This window comes from Dysgonomonas sp. UBA7630, assembly GCF_002483985.1.
Classification (GTDB): domain Bacteria; phylum Bacteroidota; class Bacteroidia; order Bacteroidales; family Dysgonomonadaceae; genus Dysgonomonas.
Genome location: NZ_DLIY01000024.1, coordinates 40625 through 56597 on the forward strand (window position 1 = coordinate 40625; position 15973 = coordinate 56597).

20 protein-coding genes and 1 tRNA gene are annotated in these 15973 nt (G+C 32.9%); 18 read left to right on the plus strand and 3 right to left on the minus strand.

The genetic code is table 11. The annotated features are described in order from the left end of the window. Positions 1 to 11 precede the first annotated feature (11 nt). The 3 genes from B3P17_RS10750 to B3P17_RS10760 all read left to right on the plus strand — a co-directional run bounded on the left by B3P17_RS10750 (position 12) and on the right by B3P17_RS10760 (position 1781). Positions 12 to 710, plus strand: a complete 699-nt coding sequence (locus B3P17_RS10750; protein ID WP_252636426.1) for a porin family protein — start codon at positions 12 to 14, stop codon at positions 708 to 710. Between the two features lie 83 nt (positions 711 to 793). After that, a complete protein-coding gene (locus B3P17_RS10755; RefSeq protein ID WP_135104098.1) occupies positions 794 to 1078 on the plus strand; it encodes a hypothetical protein in 285 nt (94 codons plus the stop codon). A 76-nt stretch (positions 1079 to 1154) separates the two neighbouring features. Then, complete coding sequence (locus tag B3P17_RS10760; protein ID WP_252636425.1) at positions 1155 to 1781, plus strand: viroplasmin family protein; 627 nt, start codon at positions 1155 to 1157, stop codon at positions 1779 to 1781. A 103-nt stretch (positions 1782 to 1884) separates the two neighbouring features. On the opposite strand, the gene htpG is transcribed toward B3P17_RS10760, so the two are convergent. Continuing rightward, positions 1885 to 3774, minus strand: a complete 1890-nt coding sequence (htpG, locus tag B3P17_RS10765; RefSeq protein ID WP_252636424.1) for a molecular chaperone HtpG — start codon at positions 3772 to 3774, stop codon at positions 1885 to 1887. Between the two features lie 395 nt (positions 3775 to 4169). Between htpG and B3P17_RS10770 the strand changes: the two genes are divergently transcribed. From B3P17_RS10770 to B3P17_RS10840, 15 genes are all read left to right on the plus strand, one after another. Further along, positions 4170 to 4703 carry an RNA polymerase sigma factor gene (locus B3P17_RS10770; RefSeq protein WP_006842745.1) on the plus strand — a complete coding sequence of 178 codons (534 nt, stop codon included), beginning with the start codon at positions 4170 to 4172 and terminating at the stop codon, positions 4701 to 4703. A gap of 364 nt (positions 4704 to 5067) precedes the next feature. Then, positions 5068 to 5523: a DUF4494 domain-containing protein gene (locus B3P17_RS10775; protein WP_135104100.1), complete on the plus strand. Its 456-nt coding sequence runs from the start codon at positions 5068 to 5070 to the stop codon at positions 5521 to 5523. Positions 5524 to 5572: 49 nt separating this feature from the next. After that, positions 5573 to 6241 (plus strand): YggS family pyridoxal phosphate-dependent enzyme, encoded by a 669-nt coding sequence (locus B3P17_RS10780; protein ID WP_252636423.1) that lies wholly within the window; start codon positions 5573 to 5575, stop codon positions 6239 to 6241. 21 nt (positions 6242 to 6262) lie between these two features. Then, complete coding sequence (locus tag B3P17_RS10785) at positions 6263 to 7204, plus strand: hydrogen peroxide-inducible genes activator (protein WP_006842748.1); 942 nt, start codon at positions 6263 to 6265, stop codon at positions 7202 to 7204. Positions 7205 to 7345: 141 nt separating this feature from the next. Then, positions 7346 to 8011 (plus strand): hypothetical protein, encoded by a 666-nt coding sequence (locus B3P17_RS10790; RefSeq protein ID WP_252636422.1) that lies wholly within the window; start codon positions 7346 to 7348, stop codon positions 8009 to 8011. A 74-nt stretch (positions 8012 to 8085) separates the two neighbouring features. Next, positions 8086 to 8159, plus strand: a tRNA-Ala gene (locus B3P17_RS10795). Positions 8160 to 8912: 753 nt separating this feature from the next. After that, positions 8913 to 9113 carry a helix-turn-helix domain-containing protein gene (locus B3P17_RS10800; protein WP_291105435.1) on the plus strand — a complete coding sequence of 67 codons (201 nt, stop codon included), beginning with the start codon at positions 8913 to 8915 and terminating at the stop codon, positions 9111 to 9113. Then, positions 9091 to 9366, plus strand: a complete 276-nt coding sequence (locus B3P17_RS10805; RefSeq protein WP_291105437.1) for a DUF3853 family protein — start codon at positions 9091 to 9093, stop codon at positions 9364 to 9366. Before B3P17_RS10800 ends, B3P17_RS10805 begins: the two co-directional genes overlap by 23 nt. Then, positions 9363 to 10508, plus strand: coding sequence for an AAA family ATPase (locus tag B3P17_RS10810; protein WP_291105439.1), 1146 nt, complete (start codon positions 9363 to 9365; stop codon positions 10506 to 10508). The genes B3P17_RS10805 and B3P17_RS10810 overlap by 4 nt, the downstream gene beginning before the upstream one ends. Before the next feature lie 118 nt (positions 10509 to 10626). Further along, on the plus strand, positions 10627 to 11703 hold the full coding sequence (locus tag B3P17_RS10815) for a DUF6371 domain-containing protein (protein ID WP_291105441.1): 1077 nt from the start codon (positions 10627 to 10629) through the stop codon (positions 11701 to 11703). A 69-nt stretch (positions 11704 to 11772) separates the two neighbouring features. Further along, positions 11773 to 12048, plus strand: coding sequence for a hypothetical protein (locus tag B3P17_RS10820; protein ID WP_291105442.1), 276 nt, complete (start codon positions 11773 to 11775; stop codon positions 12046 to 12048). A 56-nt stretch (positions 12049 to 12104) separates the two neighbouring features. Further along, entirely contained in the window at positions 12105 to 12302 is a 198-nt protein-coding gene (locus tag B3P17_RS10825) for a hypothetical protein (RefSeq protein ID WP_291105444.1), read from the plus strand. After that, positions 12283 to 12579 (plus strand): hypothetical protein, encoded by a 297-nt coding sequence (locus B3P17_RS10830; protein WP_291105446.1) that lies wholly within the window; start codon positions 12283 to 12285, stop codon positions 12577 to 12579. The genes B3P17_RS10825 and B3P17_RS10830 overlap by 20 nt, the downstream gene beginning before the upstream one ends. Next, positions 12572 to 13291: a hypothetical protein gene (locus tag B3P17_RS10835; protein WP_291105448.1), complete on the plus strand. Its 720-nt coding sequence runs from the start codon at positions 12572 to 12574 to the stop codon at positions 13289 to 13291. The genes B3P17_RS10830 and B3P17_RS10835 overlap by 8 nt, the downstream gene beginning before the upstream one ends. Before the next feature lie 396 nt (positions 13292 to 13687). Further along, positions 13688 to 14371 (plus strand): hypothetical protein, encoded by a 684-nt coding sequence (locus B3P17_RS10840; RefSeq protein ID WP_291105450.1) that lies wholly within the window; start codon positions 13688 to 13690, stop codon positions 14369 to 14371. A 172-nt stretch (positions 14372 to 14543) separates the two neighbouring features. Here B3P17_RS10840 and B3P17_RS10845 read toward each other — a convergent pair whose 3' ends face one another. Together B3P17_RS10845 and B3P17_RS10850 are read right to left on the minus strand one after the other, a co-directional pair. After that, positions 14544 to 15170, minus strand: coding sequence for a leucine-rich repeat domain-containing protein (locus B3P17_RS10845; RefSeq protein WP_291105452.1), 627 nt, complete (start codon positions 15168 to 15170; stop codon positions 14544 to 14546). Positions 15171 to 15214: 44 nt separating this feature from the next. After that, positions 15215 to 15973: site-specific integrase (locus B3P17_RS10850; RefSeq protein ID WP_291105454.1), on the minus strand; the 759-nt coding region annotated here is incomplete at its 5' end.

The following is a 15973-nucleotide window of genomic DNA, read 5'->3' on the forward strand; positions in this document are numbered from 1 at the left end:
ATACTAACTTTATGAAAACAATCTTAAAAATATCTTTACTTATATCTTTATTTGTTTGCAGTATTGGCACTATAAATGCTCAGTATCCTAAAAAGCGTATCACTTCGGATATTCATGTAGGGTTGAACCTCGCCGGAATGGATATTAAGAATGAAAATACATATAAGCAAGCTAAAGTAGGAGTTCATATCGGATTCAATGTAAATTATAAATTTTGGAGTAATATGCAGCTCCAATCAGGATTGTTTGTAACAAAGAAAGGGCTGAAAAGACATATCCATACAGTAGAAAGAAATGGTGATATTTCTGTAACTACGTATGACGAATATTATAATGCTACAGGCAACTATATACAGATGCCGTTTAATTTAGGGTATGAATTGTATTTCACAAAGTCATGGGCATTTAATATTAATGGAGGACTTTATCTGGCTTATGGATATAAAGGAACAGGCACAACGAGTAGTGTTACCGTCATATCCGATAATATTGGGAAGCCTGTTATTACAACGGTTCCTGAGGTCGAATTTGAATCTTTTACTCCTGAGCGATGGCGAAGATTCGATTATGGTTTGAATGCCAAAGTTGGTCTGGTGTATGATATATATACAATAAACATAGGGTATGAATATGGACTATACAATATTGCATATATTGGCCCTGAATTAAGAAATCGAAACTTTTTTGTTTCGTTCGGATTCAGATTCTAGCCTATTGGTATGTGTTTTATCGTCTGAACTTTGTCTATCTAATTGTTGTTTTCTATAAATAAAAACCATCAAAAATTATAATCATGGAAAACTTGATAAAAAAACTGCAAGATGAGGTTGGGCTTACATACGAACAGGCCGTTAAAGCTGTTTCTGTAGTTAAAGATTATATGGATAAGGAAGGTCTTGATATAGACTGGGATAAATTCTTTAAAGGAAAAACAGAAGATTTTTTAACTAAGGCTAAAGATTTATTTGAAGACGTGTCGAAGCATACGCAAAGTTATACTGAAAAATTTGTAGATAAGGTTGATGAGTTTGCAGATAAGGCACGAAAAAAGGCTTCTGATTTTTTTAACGAAAAGTAATTAGAGTAATAAAAGATGTAGAATATCTGTAAGTACAGCTTACGGATATTTTTGTGATATATACTGTTGGAATAAGGTGGCGAAGAAGAATTTTTATGTGGTGTGGAATGGAGTAAAGACCGGTGTCTACTCTTCATGGGCAGAATGTAAAGCTCAGGTAGAAGGTTATGATGGTGCTATTTATAAATCATTTCCATCGAAACTAGAGGCTGAGAAAGCTTACAATGAAAGTCCTTGGTTGTATGTAGGTAAGAATGCTGAAAAAAAGAAGCAGGTTTCAATACATAATATTCCCGAGATTATAAAAGATAGCCTTTCTGTCGATGCCGCCTGTAGTGGCAATCCCGGCTTGATGGAGTATAGGGGAGTATATGTGAAGACTGGTGAGGAGGTCTTCAAACAAGGACCATTTGAACAAGGAACAAATAATATTGGAGAGTTTCTTGCTTTGGTACACGGCTTGGCTTTGTTGAAGCAGAAAGGTTTTTCTATTCCCATTTATTCAGATAGTGTAAATGCAATAAAGTGGGTAAAAGAAAAGAAATGTAAGACCAAGTTGGAACGGATTCCCGAGAATGAATCTCTTTTTTACATGATAGAACGTGCTGAGAACTGGCTTAAAACAAATACTTATACAACTACAATCCTTAAATGGAAGACTGATGAATGGGGTGAGATTCCCGCAGATTTTGGGCGGAAGTAAGCTTTAGCTTGAAAAATTTTTATAATAAACGGAGCAAAATGTCTTCTGTTTTTAGTGACATTAAGCTCCGCCATTACCTGTTTAATTTAATATATTCTGGAGATTATATATTTTCCATATTTCTCTTGATGAAGTTGCTCAAAGCTTCACCTTTTAGCATACCGTTTGACAGTAGCGCTAAATCTATCAATTGACGAATATTTTTATTCTCATTAGCATAGGCACTTACCGCCTCTTTATCTTTGTTATCTATATCTGTCATTATCTTTTTGATTAATGGATGCTCGATGTTTAACACAAGATTGTAATTGTTAGGCATTTCACCATAAAATCCCATACCCGACTGCATGGCAGACATTTCCTTCATACGGCGCATAAACTCATTCTGAGTTATTTGTATTGGTTGTGCCTTTTCGTCCAATGATTTGTAGTCGACAGTGAATTCGGTTTTATCAATCTTTGGTAGTTGAGAAGTAAAGGCTTCATTCAACTCTTCTTTTTGTTTATCAGTTAGATTGATCTCTTTACTGTCTTCTTTCAAGATCAAATTGTCCACTGTGTCGCTGTCTACTCGAACGAAACGACTCTTCTCAAATTTCTGTTCAAGCAGTCCCGCCATGTGTACGTCTAATTGACCGTCAAATAAAATTACATCATAGCCTTTGTCTTTCGCTGTGTTTATGTAAGAGAACTGCTCTTCTTTGTTGCTGGTGTATAGATAAATCAGATTGCCATCCTTATCTGTTTGATCTGAAGATATAAGTGTTTTATATTCTTCAAAAGTGAATGCTTTACCGTCAACGTTCTTCAATAAACAGAACTTTTGAGCACGGTCGTAGAATTTCTCGTCGGTAAGCATGCCATACTCAACAAAGAGCTTGAGACTATCCCATTTGTCTTCGAATTGACTACGGTCATTTTTGAATATTTCTTCCAGCCTGTCTGCAACCTTTTTAGTAATATGATTGGATATCTTTTTTACATTCTGATCACTTTGCAGATAAGAGCGAGAAACGTTAAGAGGAATGTCCGGTGAATCCAAAACCCCATGCATCAATGTCAGGAATTCGGGAACTATACCTTCTACAGAATCGGTAACAAATACTTGATTGCTATATAATTGTATCTTGTTGCGATTGAGGTCTATATTGCTCTTAACTTGAGGGAAATATAATATTCCTGTCAGCTTGAACGGATAATCAACGTTTAGATGTATCCAGAACATCGGTTCGTCAGAGAAAGGATACAAGTCTTGGTAGAATTTCTTATAATCTTCATCTTTCAAATCAGCAGGTTTGCGTGTCCATAGCGGATTTGTATCATTTATAACATTGTCTTCTTCTGTCTCTACCGATTTACCGTCTTTCCACTCTGTTTTCTTCCCAAATACTACCGGGATAGGTAAGAAACGACAGTATTTTTTTAATAGTTTGTCTACTTCTGCTTTTTCTAGGAAGTTTTTATTCTCATCATCTATATATAAAATAATGTCAGTGCCTCGTTCTGCTTTTTCTACCGCTTCTAGCGTAAATTCAGGCGATCCGTCGCAACTCCATTTTACAGCTTGGGCATTTTCTTTGAAAGACTTAGTGATGATTTCTACTTTCTTGGATACCATGAAAGATGAATAAAAACCTAATCCAAAATGTCCAATAATAGAATTAGCGTCTTTCTTGTATTTATCGAGGAACTCATTTGCTGAAGAAAATGCTATTTGATTTATGTACTTGTCTATTTCTTCATCGGTCATCCCAATACCTTTATCTGAGATTGTAAGAGTACCTTTATCTTTGTCAATAGATACACTTACCGACAAACTGCCCATTTCTCCTTTGAATTCTCCTAAAGATGCGTACGTCTTTAATTTTTGAGTAGCATCTACGGCATTAGACACTAATTCACGAAGAAATATTTCATGATCACTATATAAGAATTTTTTGATGATAGGGAAAATGTTTTCGGTCGTAACCCCAATTTTACCAGTTTTTTCCATGTTGTATAATATTTTACCAGTTATATTTGTTAATTATGTATTGTTAAGACAAAATAAATGCCAAAGAGTATCTGAGTGACAATTTGTCGTAGTATGTTAGACTTATTTTGATTAATTAATGAAGTTTATAGAAATAATTTATAACTTATATTAATATTCAAATAATATTTGAGAATGCATACTATCAGTCGATTATATATTTTGTCTTTGCTTGTTTTTCTGAAAAAAAGTATATTTTTATAAAGTTTTTTCTGGTTGATGAAAAAAAAGAGTATATTTGTTTTAAGAATTAATGAAAAGAGATTATAAAACAAAGCGTTGTTTTACTATATTTTGGCTTAAAAAGCCATACAAGATTACTTAATTTGCATTAGCCGACTAAAAATTACAAAAAAATGACAACACTAAATAACACTTATAAAGGATTTGAAGACAGGTTAATAGACTTGCAGAATAATATGTTGAACTTTGCACTTACTCTAACATCCAATAGAGAAGAGGCGAAAGATTTGTTGCAAGAAACAACTTTACGTGCTTTAGACAACAAAGAGAAATATTATGAAAACGTAAACTTCAAAGGTTGGGTTTTTACTATCATGCATAATATTTTTGTGAATAACTATCGTCGTGTAGTTCGCAGTCAGACTATGATAGATCAAACTGAAAATTTATATCATTTAAATTTACCTCAAGATTCAGGTTTTGATACACCGGAAGGCGCATATACAGTATCTGAAATAGTAAAAGTGATAAATAGTTTTGCCGACGAATATAAAGTTCCTTTTACAATGCACGTGTCGGGTTATAAATATGAAGAAATTGCTCAACAACTAGGTTTGCCAATAGGTACGGTTAAGAGTCGTATTTTCTTTGCTCGTAAACGTCTTCAAGAACTGCTGAACGATTATAAATATCAAGACAGAGAATAATATAGAAATTATTTAAATAATAAACGAAAGCCTGCAGTATAATTGCAGGCTTTTTTTGAGACAGAAGGCTCTCTTTATTCTAACATATATATTAATTTATTATTTTAAAATATCCTGCCTTTGTGTTATTATCACTATCTCATAAGTTGAATAATAATAAAAAAGATGAGGCTAAATATTTTTTGAGAAATATAGATTTTTATAGCTTAAATATACATAGATTTGTTCTTTATTTTCTTTTTTTTGTGATAGAAGAATCTCCTGATTGAGCAATAGAGAACTTTTATCAATTGATAGATATAATGAATTAAATTGTTTATATTTGTATCAATAAATTATAGATTAAAACAATAACCTAGACTATATGCATAATTGGTTTGAATGCAAAGTCAGTTACGAAAAAGTACTGGAAAATGGTATGCAAAAGAAAGTAACTGAACCATATTTAGTAGATGCACTATCTTTCACAGAGGCGGAAGCCCGTATAATTGAAGAAATAAAACCTTATATATCGGGAGAGTTTACAATCGCAGATATTAAAAGAGCTAAATTGTCTGAATTATTCTTTAATGATAATGGCGATCGTTTTTTTAAAGCTAAAGTAATGTTCATTAGTTTGGATGAAAAAAGTGGAACGGAAAAGAAAACAGCAGTACAAATGCTAGCTCAGGCATCTGATATAAAAGAAGCGCTGAAGGTTGTAGAAAAAGGCATGGAGGGAACCTTGGCTGATTATACTATTGCTTCATTATCCGAGACTACTATTATGGATGTGTTCCCTTATTCAGAAGACGAAAAGAAGAAAGTAGTATTGGTATGATTTGCCATAAAGTTATGGTTGATAAATTATATTGTGTTACCGGCTTGAAATGAATATATCAGATAACTTACATAAAATAAAAGAGACTTTACCTGAAACTGTAAAACTTGTCGCTGTATCTAAATTTCATCCTGTAGAAGCTATACAGAAACTTTATGATAACGGTCAACGGGTTTTTGGTGAAAGTCGGATGCAAGAGGTAGATCTGAAGCATAGTCAGTTGCCACAAGATATAGAATGGCACTTTATAGGTCATCTTCAAACAAATAAAGTGAAAGCAATCGTTCCATATGTTCATACTATTCATAGTGTTGATAGTTGGAAGCTTTTGCAGGAAATAGATAAGCAGGCAACAAGTGTAAATAGGCGTATTTGCTGTCTTTTAGAAATTCATATCGCTGAAGAGGATTCTAAATATGGCTTATCATTTGATACTTGTCGGCAGATGCTGGATGAAGGTCTTTGGAAGCAGTTGAAGTATGCATATATTGGAGGGGTAATGGGTATGGCTACCTTTACGGACAATGTAGACCTGATAAGAACAGAGTTTCGCAGCCTGAAACTATTCTATGATGAACTTAAAGCAGACTATTTCCATGATTTTGATTCGTTTTCCGAAATTTCTATGGGAATGTCTGATGATTATGAAATAGCAGTGGAGGAGGGAGCTACTATAGTACGAGTAGGTTCTTCAATATTTGGACAAAGAGAATACTAACACTAACTAAATACCGTAGATATGAACATACAGCAACTGGAGTATATTATTGCAGTGGACAATCACCGCCACTTTGCAAAAGCGGCTGAAGCTTCTTTTGTAACGCAGCCTACCCTAAGTATGATGATCCAGAAATTGGAAGATGAACTGGGGGTTAAAATATTTGATCGTAGTCAGTTGCCTGTTCAGCCAACTGTTATTGGTATTCAGATCATAAATCAGGCTCGTGTCATTGTATCGCAAGTAAAGCAAATAAAAGAAATAATCCAAGAAGAGAAAGGAATAGTTCAAGGTGTGTTTAAACTGGGTATAATCCCTACTATAGCTCCTTATTTATTACCTAAATTAATGAAAGTTCATGACGAAAATGGTTATGATATTGTTCTGGTAATAGAAGAAACCACAACCGGTCAGATAATAGAAAAGTTGTTGAACGGGGCCTTAGATGGTGCTATATTGGCTACACCTCTTAAAAATGATAAGATATCTGAACATCCGATATATTACGAACGATTTTATGCTTACGTTTCTCCCCGCGAAACATCACTCTATGCAAAAAAAGAGTTGGAAGAAGATGATCTGAATATAAACCGTCTGTGGTTGCTTGAAGAAGTTCATTGTTTCCGAGGACAGATATTGAGAATTTGTAATATGCGTAAGCGTAAAAGCTCACATTCTTTATTCTCTTACGAAGCAGGAAGCATAAGCACACTGATCAATATTGTAGATAATAATAGTGGGCTTACTATTATTCCGGAGATGGCTATAGAAGATCTTACCGAACAACAAAAAAAGAATGTGCGTCCGCTGAAAGGTATTTCACCGGTAAGAGAAATCAGCTTGGTTACTCGTAAAGAATTTTTGAGAGAAAGAGTTTTGGATATAATAATTTCGGAAATAAAGCAATCGGTACCCCAACCTCTATTGAGTTTAGAGCTAAAAAAGTTCGTTGTGGATATTTGATCTGAAATTTCTGTATAATAAAATATAAGAAAGTCCTGAAGTTATCAGGACTTTTACTGTTTAAAGAGAATAAATACTGAATTATTTGTAGATTTATAAATACTTTATTTTCTTTGTTAAAGCTTTAAATAAATGCCTATTATGAAAAACAAATATCTTCTTCTATCGTTATTCTTTAGTCTCTTTTTTGTATCATTGGAACTGCAAGCTCAAGAAGACAATGTATATATATTCGATGAATTTAAAAATGGAAAAGCTGTATATAAAAATGGTGCAGTTGTATATGCAAAGCTTAATTATGATCCTTTAAATCAAAGGATGCTCTTCCTCTCACCTTCGGATAATGCTTTACTAGAGATAGTCAATCCTTCGGATATTTCATATATCAATATTGAAGGCCGAATGTTTGAGCAAATAAAAGGCAATTTATTCTACGAACGGATTAATTATAATAACTTCATTTTTTATATACAATGGAGATATAAAGCTGTATCGGAGGGAAAACCGAGTGGTTATGGTACGACATCTACAACAAGCGCTATTACGAGTGTAAGTGTAATTAATAAAGAAGGACGTACTATTCCACTGAACGTTTCCGAGAAATTTAATTACAAGCCTGATAATTTCTATTATATAAAGATTAATAATACACAGAAGCGCTTTTCTTCGCCAGACTCATTAGCAAAGTTATTCAAAGCTCACAAAGAAGAAATCAAGAAATATATTAAGGAAAATAAGCTGGATTTTGATAATCTGGAAAATATTAAGTCTGCTGTGGAATACTGCTCACAGTATGCAGGTAAATAGAGATAAAGTTCTCTTTTTATTTATATATCTGGCATTATTAGCGAAAATTGTATATATTTGCACAGCTTTCATCGGGGGCATTAGCTCATCTGGCTAGAGCGTTAGACTGGCAGTCTAAAGGTGATCGGTTCGAGTCCGATATGCTCCACAACTAACACTGAATATCAGTAAATTATAAAAACAACACCCATTTATACACCCAAAAATGTATAGATGGGTGCTTTATTTTAACATTTTTCCTATCTCTTCTTACACCCTACATTTATACTATATATACCGACATCTAAACCTATAAGAAGTGTTTTACAACTTTTAGATATCATTTTATTCAAATTAGCAACTGATTTTAAAGACCTATAAGAACTTCTTTTTATTTTTAATACATATCCTCCCCAAACAAGAATAATAGAATAGATAAAGTAATATAAGCCTATACCCGCCCCTCTATAAAGGGCGGGTACTCTCGTAAATCATGATTCTCAATTTTTTTTTGGCAAAAAACCGAACTACTTTCCAATGGAAAAGTTAAAGTTTTAGTTTGATTATATCCTGATTATTAATTATTTGATATAGAAAGTATATAGGCTTTAATGTAGTATACTATATTCTGATTTGCATAATAAAAATTATTTACTTATATTTATTTTAGTTGAAGCGTCAACAAAAAGAAAAGGCAAGGAGATAACTTGTAACTTATCCACTCGCCTTTTTATTTTTTTAATTAATGCACCCTGAAATAAATTTATTGTTGGTACATTAGATACTTAAGCAAAACAAAGATACAACTTCTTGAGTTAACATCATAAAAATAACTGTTAAAAGTTGGAATATCTTTTTCTTATCTAATTAAATCGACAATCTATCTATTTCGGAGTGCCAGTATAAACCATAAAATTAATACATGGCAAAAAAAATGACTATTGCTGAAGTCTGTAATAAATACAGAATCAGTAGGGAGACACTTATGCGATGGCGTAAGATGGGTATTGTTTCGGCTATCATAATTAGTCGAAAGAAAGTATTGTTTGATGAAGAAGTATTAGAGAGAGAATTGGCATTAACAACGAACAACAATCAAGATGAACAACACCTTAGTATCTAACATGACAAAAGACGAGCTTATTCAGCTTATCAGAACAGAACTAACAAATTTATCAACACCACAAGAAAAAAAATATTATTATGGATATGACGGCTTAGCAGAAATTCTAGGTTGTTCAAGGGCAAATGCAGCAAACGTTAAATTGTCTGGGCAGTTAGACGGAGCTTACACTCAAATAGGAAGGAAGATTATATGGAATCGTGAAAAGGTTTTAGAACTAGCAGGAAGAAGAAAGGGAGGGCGTAAAGCATGACACAAACAACAAGCCCCGCAGAGATTGCAGGGCACAGAATCGGAGAAACAGAGGGAGAAAAACAATTGATTATGACTAAATGTAGTGAAAATAAGTCAGATAAACAAATGCCTTTATCGATGGAAGGATTCGACTCTGATATGGAAGAATTAATCAATGAGGTTGTAACTCCTAACAGTGCACTAACAGGGGGCAAACATGATGCGATTGCTCATTCTTTCGGCTTTTTTAGAGTAAATACAGCGTATAACGATCTAATGGAAGCTAACAAAGAACCCATACCTAGAGATTTGTATTATGGTTTGATGAATGAAGGGGAAATAACAATATTATTTGCCGATACAGGGATAGGTAAAAGTATTTTTGCTTATCAAATGGCTGAGCATATAAGCCAAACAGACAAAGTGCTTTACTTAGACTTAGAGTTATCAAAGAAGCAGTTTGAGAAACGATACAGCAATGATTACAGAGAACACTATCAGTTTAACTCGAATTTTCTTCGTGTCGAGTTTCAACGTCCTTTTTTTGTTCCTGATGGGGTTAGCTATGATGACTATTTTATGCAGTCTTTAGTATCTGCAATAGATGGTACTGGGGCTAAAATTGTAATAGTGGACAATATGACTAGACTTATATCAGGTGATACAGATAAAGCACAGTCAGCAAAGCCATTAATGGATAAACTTAATAATCTAAAGTTTGAAAAAGGATTGACGTTGTTATTATTAGAACATAATAAAAAAACCGATCCACACAGACCAATACAATTAACCGATCTGCAAGGCTCTAAGATGAAAACTAATTTCGCTGATGCAATATTCTCGATTGGAAGAAACTCATTCGACCCGAATCAGAGATATGTTGTTCAATTGAAGTGTAGAACTGATGAGGCGATATATAATAGAGAAAATGTGTCAGTCTATGATGTTGTTAAAGAAAATTCACTTCTACATTTTAAATATAACAAATCATGTGCGGAGGTTGAGTTAGTCAAAGAACAGACAGAGGGAGATATAGAAGATCGCAACCTTGAAATCGTTTCATTAAAAAACCAAGGTTTATCTGGAAGGAAAATCGCAGAAAGAGTTGGTATTAGTGAAAAAAGAGTGCGGGATATATTAAAGAAATACGAAAAGAATTAGTAAAGTTTTAACAAATGCGTAGGGGTGCGTACTATGCGTAGGGGTACGCAATGTACGCACTTGTACGCACTACTCACTAAGCTTTTCTATTGATGTAACAATGCAAAAATCAAAAATAATGACATACATATTTCAACTCGATAAGACCAGCCGTAAACACTTTTGTCCTTCGTGCAATAAGAAAACCTTTGTCAGATATGTAGATGCAGATAACAACTATATTGATGAGAATTGCGGTCGATGCGATAGATCAGACAATTGCGGATGCCATAACCCGCCCAGAGAGTTTATAGATAAAACGGAAGTAAAAGAATACAAATCAATACCCAAAACACCACCCAAACCGACAGACTTTCTTGATACTAAATTTGTAGAATCAGGAAGTTTTATATCAAAAAGAAGCGGAAAGGAATATAAATATAATTCATCACGAAGTAACAACTTTAATTACTACCTATTGGATTTATTCGATTGGTGGACTGTTAAATACCTACAAGACATATTCTTTATTGGCAGCTTTACGGATGGTGCGATAACGTTTCCTTATATAGACGAAAACGGAAAACTAAGATCGCTTAAACGTCAACAGTACGACAAAGAGACGGGTAAACGATCAAAAGTAGAAGATAGCTTCTTACTTCATAAGGCTTTATCAGGGAATGATGAGTTCAATTATAGAGGTTGTTTGTTTGGTATGCACCAGATAAGAGCTAAACACAATGAAAATAAGGTTGTTTGTATTGTTGAGGGCGAAAAATCTGCTGTTATAGCATCAGGCGAAAGACCCAAATATATTTGGATGGCTACAGGTGCAAGAGATTGGTTTAATGAGCATAGTTTAGAGCCGATTAGAGACCGTAAAATCCTTCTGTTCCCTGATACATCAAAGACGGGAGAAACGTTCGCTAAATGGCAGCAAATAGCCAAAAAATACAAGGCAAAAAGGTACGATATTTCAGTCTCTACATATTTGGAGAAAGCTTGTACACAGGAACAAAAAGAGCAAGGTTATGATATAGGAGATCTGCTACACAGCTATCTTGTTAAGCCAAAAGCAATAGAAGAGAATGTAATTATATCAGAGCCTACAGAGAAAGCTAATACAGACACATTTTCACCTGATATAAAAGAAATGATCTTATCGAATCCATCAGTATTAGACCTTATTGAAACCTTTGATTTGGTGCAGGTTTAGCGGTTTTCTCTGATTGCATAAGTGTTGTTTTCTTCTTATATTATACTTAGAAACAACACAAACAAATACATGGACGAAATAGAAGAATACGGATATATCAATACCATTGCAATCGAGACTAGAGAAAAGCTAAAAGAATTAGGCATTGAGTCGCCCGATCTAAGCAAAGGATATAAAATAAAACTAGACAGTGATACTATCTTCTTCTTTAATACCAAAGAAAAATACGACAGATTTAAACAGAAATACTACAACAAACGAACTAAAATATATAACTATGATAAAGAGATAATTAACAAGTATAGGCAGGACGGTATGGGAGAGTATTCGCCTGATTTTGATTAGATAAACGACTAAATGTAAACAAAAAGAATAACAACAACACTTAACAAATACAATAAATGGAAATCAAAATTAAAACTTACAGCTACACCATTACAGAATCAGACTACAACGAACTATCAGACGAAATGAAGCCATTTTTTAAAGAAAGTAAAATTGATCCATCTGATACAGTTCCCAATTGGGTGAAAGAATGGAAAAAGACTAAACTAGAGCAAATAGAACGGGCAAAAGAGAATGAAAAGAACCTTGTCTAGCTACTATAGTAAAATAGGAAAAAGTGGGGAAAGGATAACCCCTCGAAAACAATTCAAAAATTTACGGCGGGTAACAGCTTTAGTAAATACAAAATGGTTGTTTTTACAACCAATCTTCACTTTACACTTTGATAGAAAAAATGAAAATACACTATCAAAAATAAATCTAATAAATAAGGCTTTTCAGGGTGTTTTTGTACAGATTAAAGTCAATAGAAATGCCCCTTTGGAAGCCAATAAAGTAAATAGAGAACTAAAATATATACGTAATGAGTAAAGATAAAATGAAAGCCGTTTTTAACACTTTGAATCAGGTAAAATTCGATGAAGCAATAAGAGCAGTTGAAAGTATTACTGTTGACTGTAATAAACTTTTATGTGAGTTCAAAGATAATGGTTTAGGTGATTTCCTCACGTTTGACATAGCTATATCTATTATAAAAAATGGTAGAGAGGGAATAGCAACCCTTACAGATAGAATTGTACAAGAGGCTCAGAAAAAGTTTTTTTTGACAAAGGAGAAAAAAGAGGTACAAGAAAGCTATACAGCATTTTTTGCACCATATCAAACTAAAGTCGATTGGATGAGACGCCCCATATACAACAAGTCAGAAATGCTTAATCTTGATTTGTTTGTATGGAATGATGACAGTAAGGAAATAGGCTTAATTAGGGATTATAAAGCTAAAATAGAGCCGTTATATACAGTCGAAGCTAAAGAATACCATTATACCTATCTGGAGCGTTTAAATGCGTACGTTGAAGCTAAAAATGAGCTATTAAAATATCATGCTTTGGTATATGCTCACGATTTCCCTTCACGTACAGGAATAATTCGGGCACGTGGTGATTTTTCCGAAGATGAGATGTTGTCTTATAATTATGACACAAGGGAATATTCGCCCATAGAATTAGATAAATTACTACTAACGAGCATGCATGAGCCAGACAGCGAGGAACTTTTAAAGAAAAAGTATGTACTAAGCTAATAGATAAACAGGGCATTAGTTTTTAGCTAGTGCCCTTGTTGTATCGGGATTATTGCTTGTTGTTTTGTTGCAAACACTATGAAGAAGAACCAAATAACATTCTCTCTTATTCTCGAAAAATATTATATTATTTAAACTTGTAAATGACACTTTTTTTTTAAAGCAACTAATTTATATATATCATTATAAATTATTTATAATGTTAAAAACTAATCCATATTAGCTTTCACAAAAGTTAGAATACCATAGAAACAATAATTTGATAGTTCTTTTATGGATGTAAAAAAAGTTAATTAATATAATAAGTTTTTAGATACATAAAAGTGAAGCTCCTTAGGAATATTTTATTAATATTTTTTATTTTTACGCAATTATCAATTTTTAAACTTAATAGATATGAAAAAGTCATTACTCATTTTAATGCTATTCATCCTCTCTGCCTCTTTATGTGCACAAGATGAAGTAACTAAATTTCTTGGTATACCTGTTGATGGAAACAAGTCCGAAATGATAAAGAAATTGAAGGCAAAAGGTTATAAAAGTAGTCTAATAGATAAAGATATTCTGGTTGGTGAGTTTAATGGCACAAATGTCAATATACATATTGTAACGAAGGGAGATAAGGTATATCGAATTGCAGTGATTGATGCTAATCCTAGCAGTGAGACTGATATAAAAATAAGATTCAACGAACTCTGCAGACAGTTTGATAGGAATAAAAAGTATTTATCAGCATCTTTATCAGACTACACATTATCAGAAGAAGAAAATATATCTTACGAAATGCTAGTTCAGAACAAACGATATCAGGCTAGTTATTATCAACTTCCCGCAGAATTGGACTCGACAACTATTAGTAAAGAAATAGAACTTTCTATATTATCAAAATATACAAAAGAAGAGCTACCTAATATTACAGAAGAGTTAAAAAAGGATATTTTAGTGGATACTTGGTCGACTATTATAAAGAAATGTTCTATGCGATCTGTTTGGTTTATGATTAATAAAGAATACTCAAAATACTATATATCAATATTTTACGATAATGAGTACAATAATGCAAAGGGGGAAGACCTATAATATCAATTAAACACAGGTTATTCTATGTAAGTTTTGCTTGTATTTATTATTTGAAGCCATAATTCAGTCAGACAGCCTCTGTAAGAATAATATATATAATATTTATATCATACAACCGTCTTGCTTGCGATAAGTAGGTCGGTTGTGTATTTTGCTAATAAACAAAATATTATCATAAAAATACTGCCTCATGAATATATTTAAACTGATTCCACATTGGGGATGACGCATATAGCGATTTTGTATTTACTGGAACTATAAGTATTGCAGATTGTTTTACAATTCCGTCAAATGATGTCTCATCGCCATCAGGCGGAGTAAACGATTTTAATTCTATAGTTTCGATATTAGGACATTCGTTGAACGCAAAGTATCCTATAGTATTTACTCTTTCGCCTAAAACTATTTTCTTTAACCCTATACACCCCTTAAATGATTCTCTATTTATTTTCAGTAAACTGTTAGGAGTTTCTATATACTCTAATCTAACACATCCAGAAAAGGAATTGTCCCCAATAATTCTCAATTGATTATTAAATTTAACGATATTCAAATTATTGAAATTGCTGAAACAATTCGCTCCTATTCCCGTTACTTCATCTGGAATTTCGACTATTTCCAGAGTTTTATCATTACACTTTTCCAATGAAGCAAAAGATGTTCCTTTATGTGAGTCATTGTATATTTTAAAATTACCTACAGATTTTTTACTACCAGCTCTCGTAGATAAAGACAGAACTAAGCCAACGATTAAGCTAAATACTAGTATATATATAATTACCATATCTTTTTTTTTCAAAGCTATAAAATAGTAGTGAGAAAATAGCACATCAGGTAAATATTTTAATCAAATAGCCTTGTTTGCTTAACGCTATCAGCCTGTTTCTTTTTGTTTTTTGGTGCTATAGGTTTATCGGGGGTGGCACTAGCCTGAGGCTCCATATTAGCCTCTATATTCATCTCTGATAGTAGCTTTAAGAGTTCCTCTTTGGGTATTTCTTTTAACTGCTCTAACAAATCATTGTTTGTCTCTTTATCAGTATTTACATTATCCCATTTAGACATTGCTATTGTTTTATCAGAGTCTGTAATTTCTATGTAAGGTTTCATTGCCTCGTAATTGCTATGTCCTGTAATTTTCATTACGGTTTGAGGGGAAAGCCCTAAATGCAAAGAGTTACAAATAAAAGTTTTCCTACCGGTGTGAGATGTTATTAAATCGTGTTTAGGAGAAATTGTTTCTATTCTTTGATTTCCTTTATAGTGTACAAGTCTAATATCATCGTTTATCCCTGATAATTTGCACAACTCTTTTATGTAGTCATTCATTTTCTGAACGCTAATGACAGGTAATGCTTTGTCATTTTTAAAATATACATCTTTGTATTTATTCAAAATATTATTTGCAGGCTTATTTATGGGTATGTCTAAATTATCAGCCGTTTTTTCTGTCGTTATATACATCCGATCCCCGATTATGTCTGATTTTCTTAGATTATATAAATCAGAGTGTCTTAAGCCTGTGTAGCAGGCAAATAAAAAAGTATCTCGTACTCTTAATAAATATTCTTTTGTTTCTGGTATGGAAAATCCAGTGTTAAT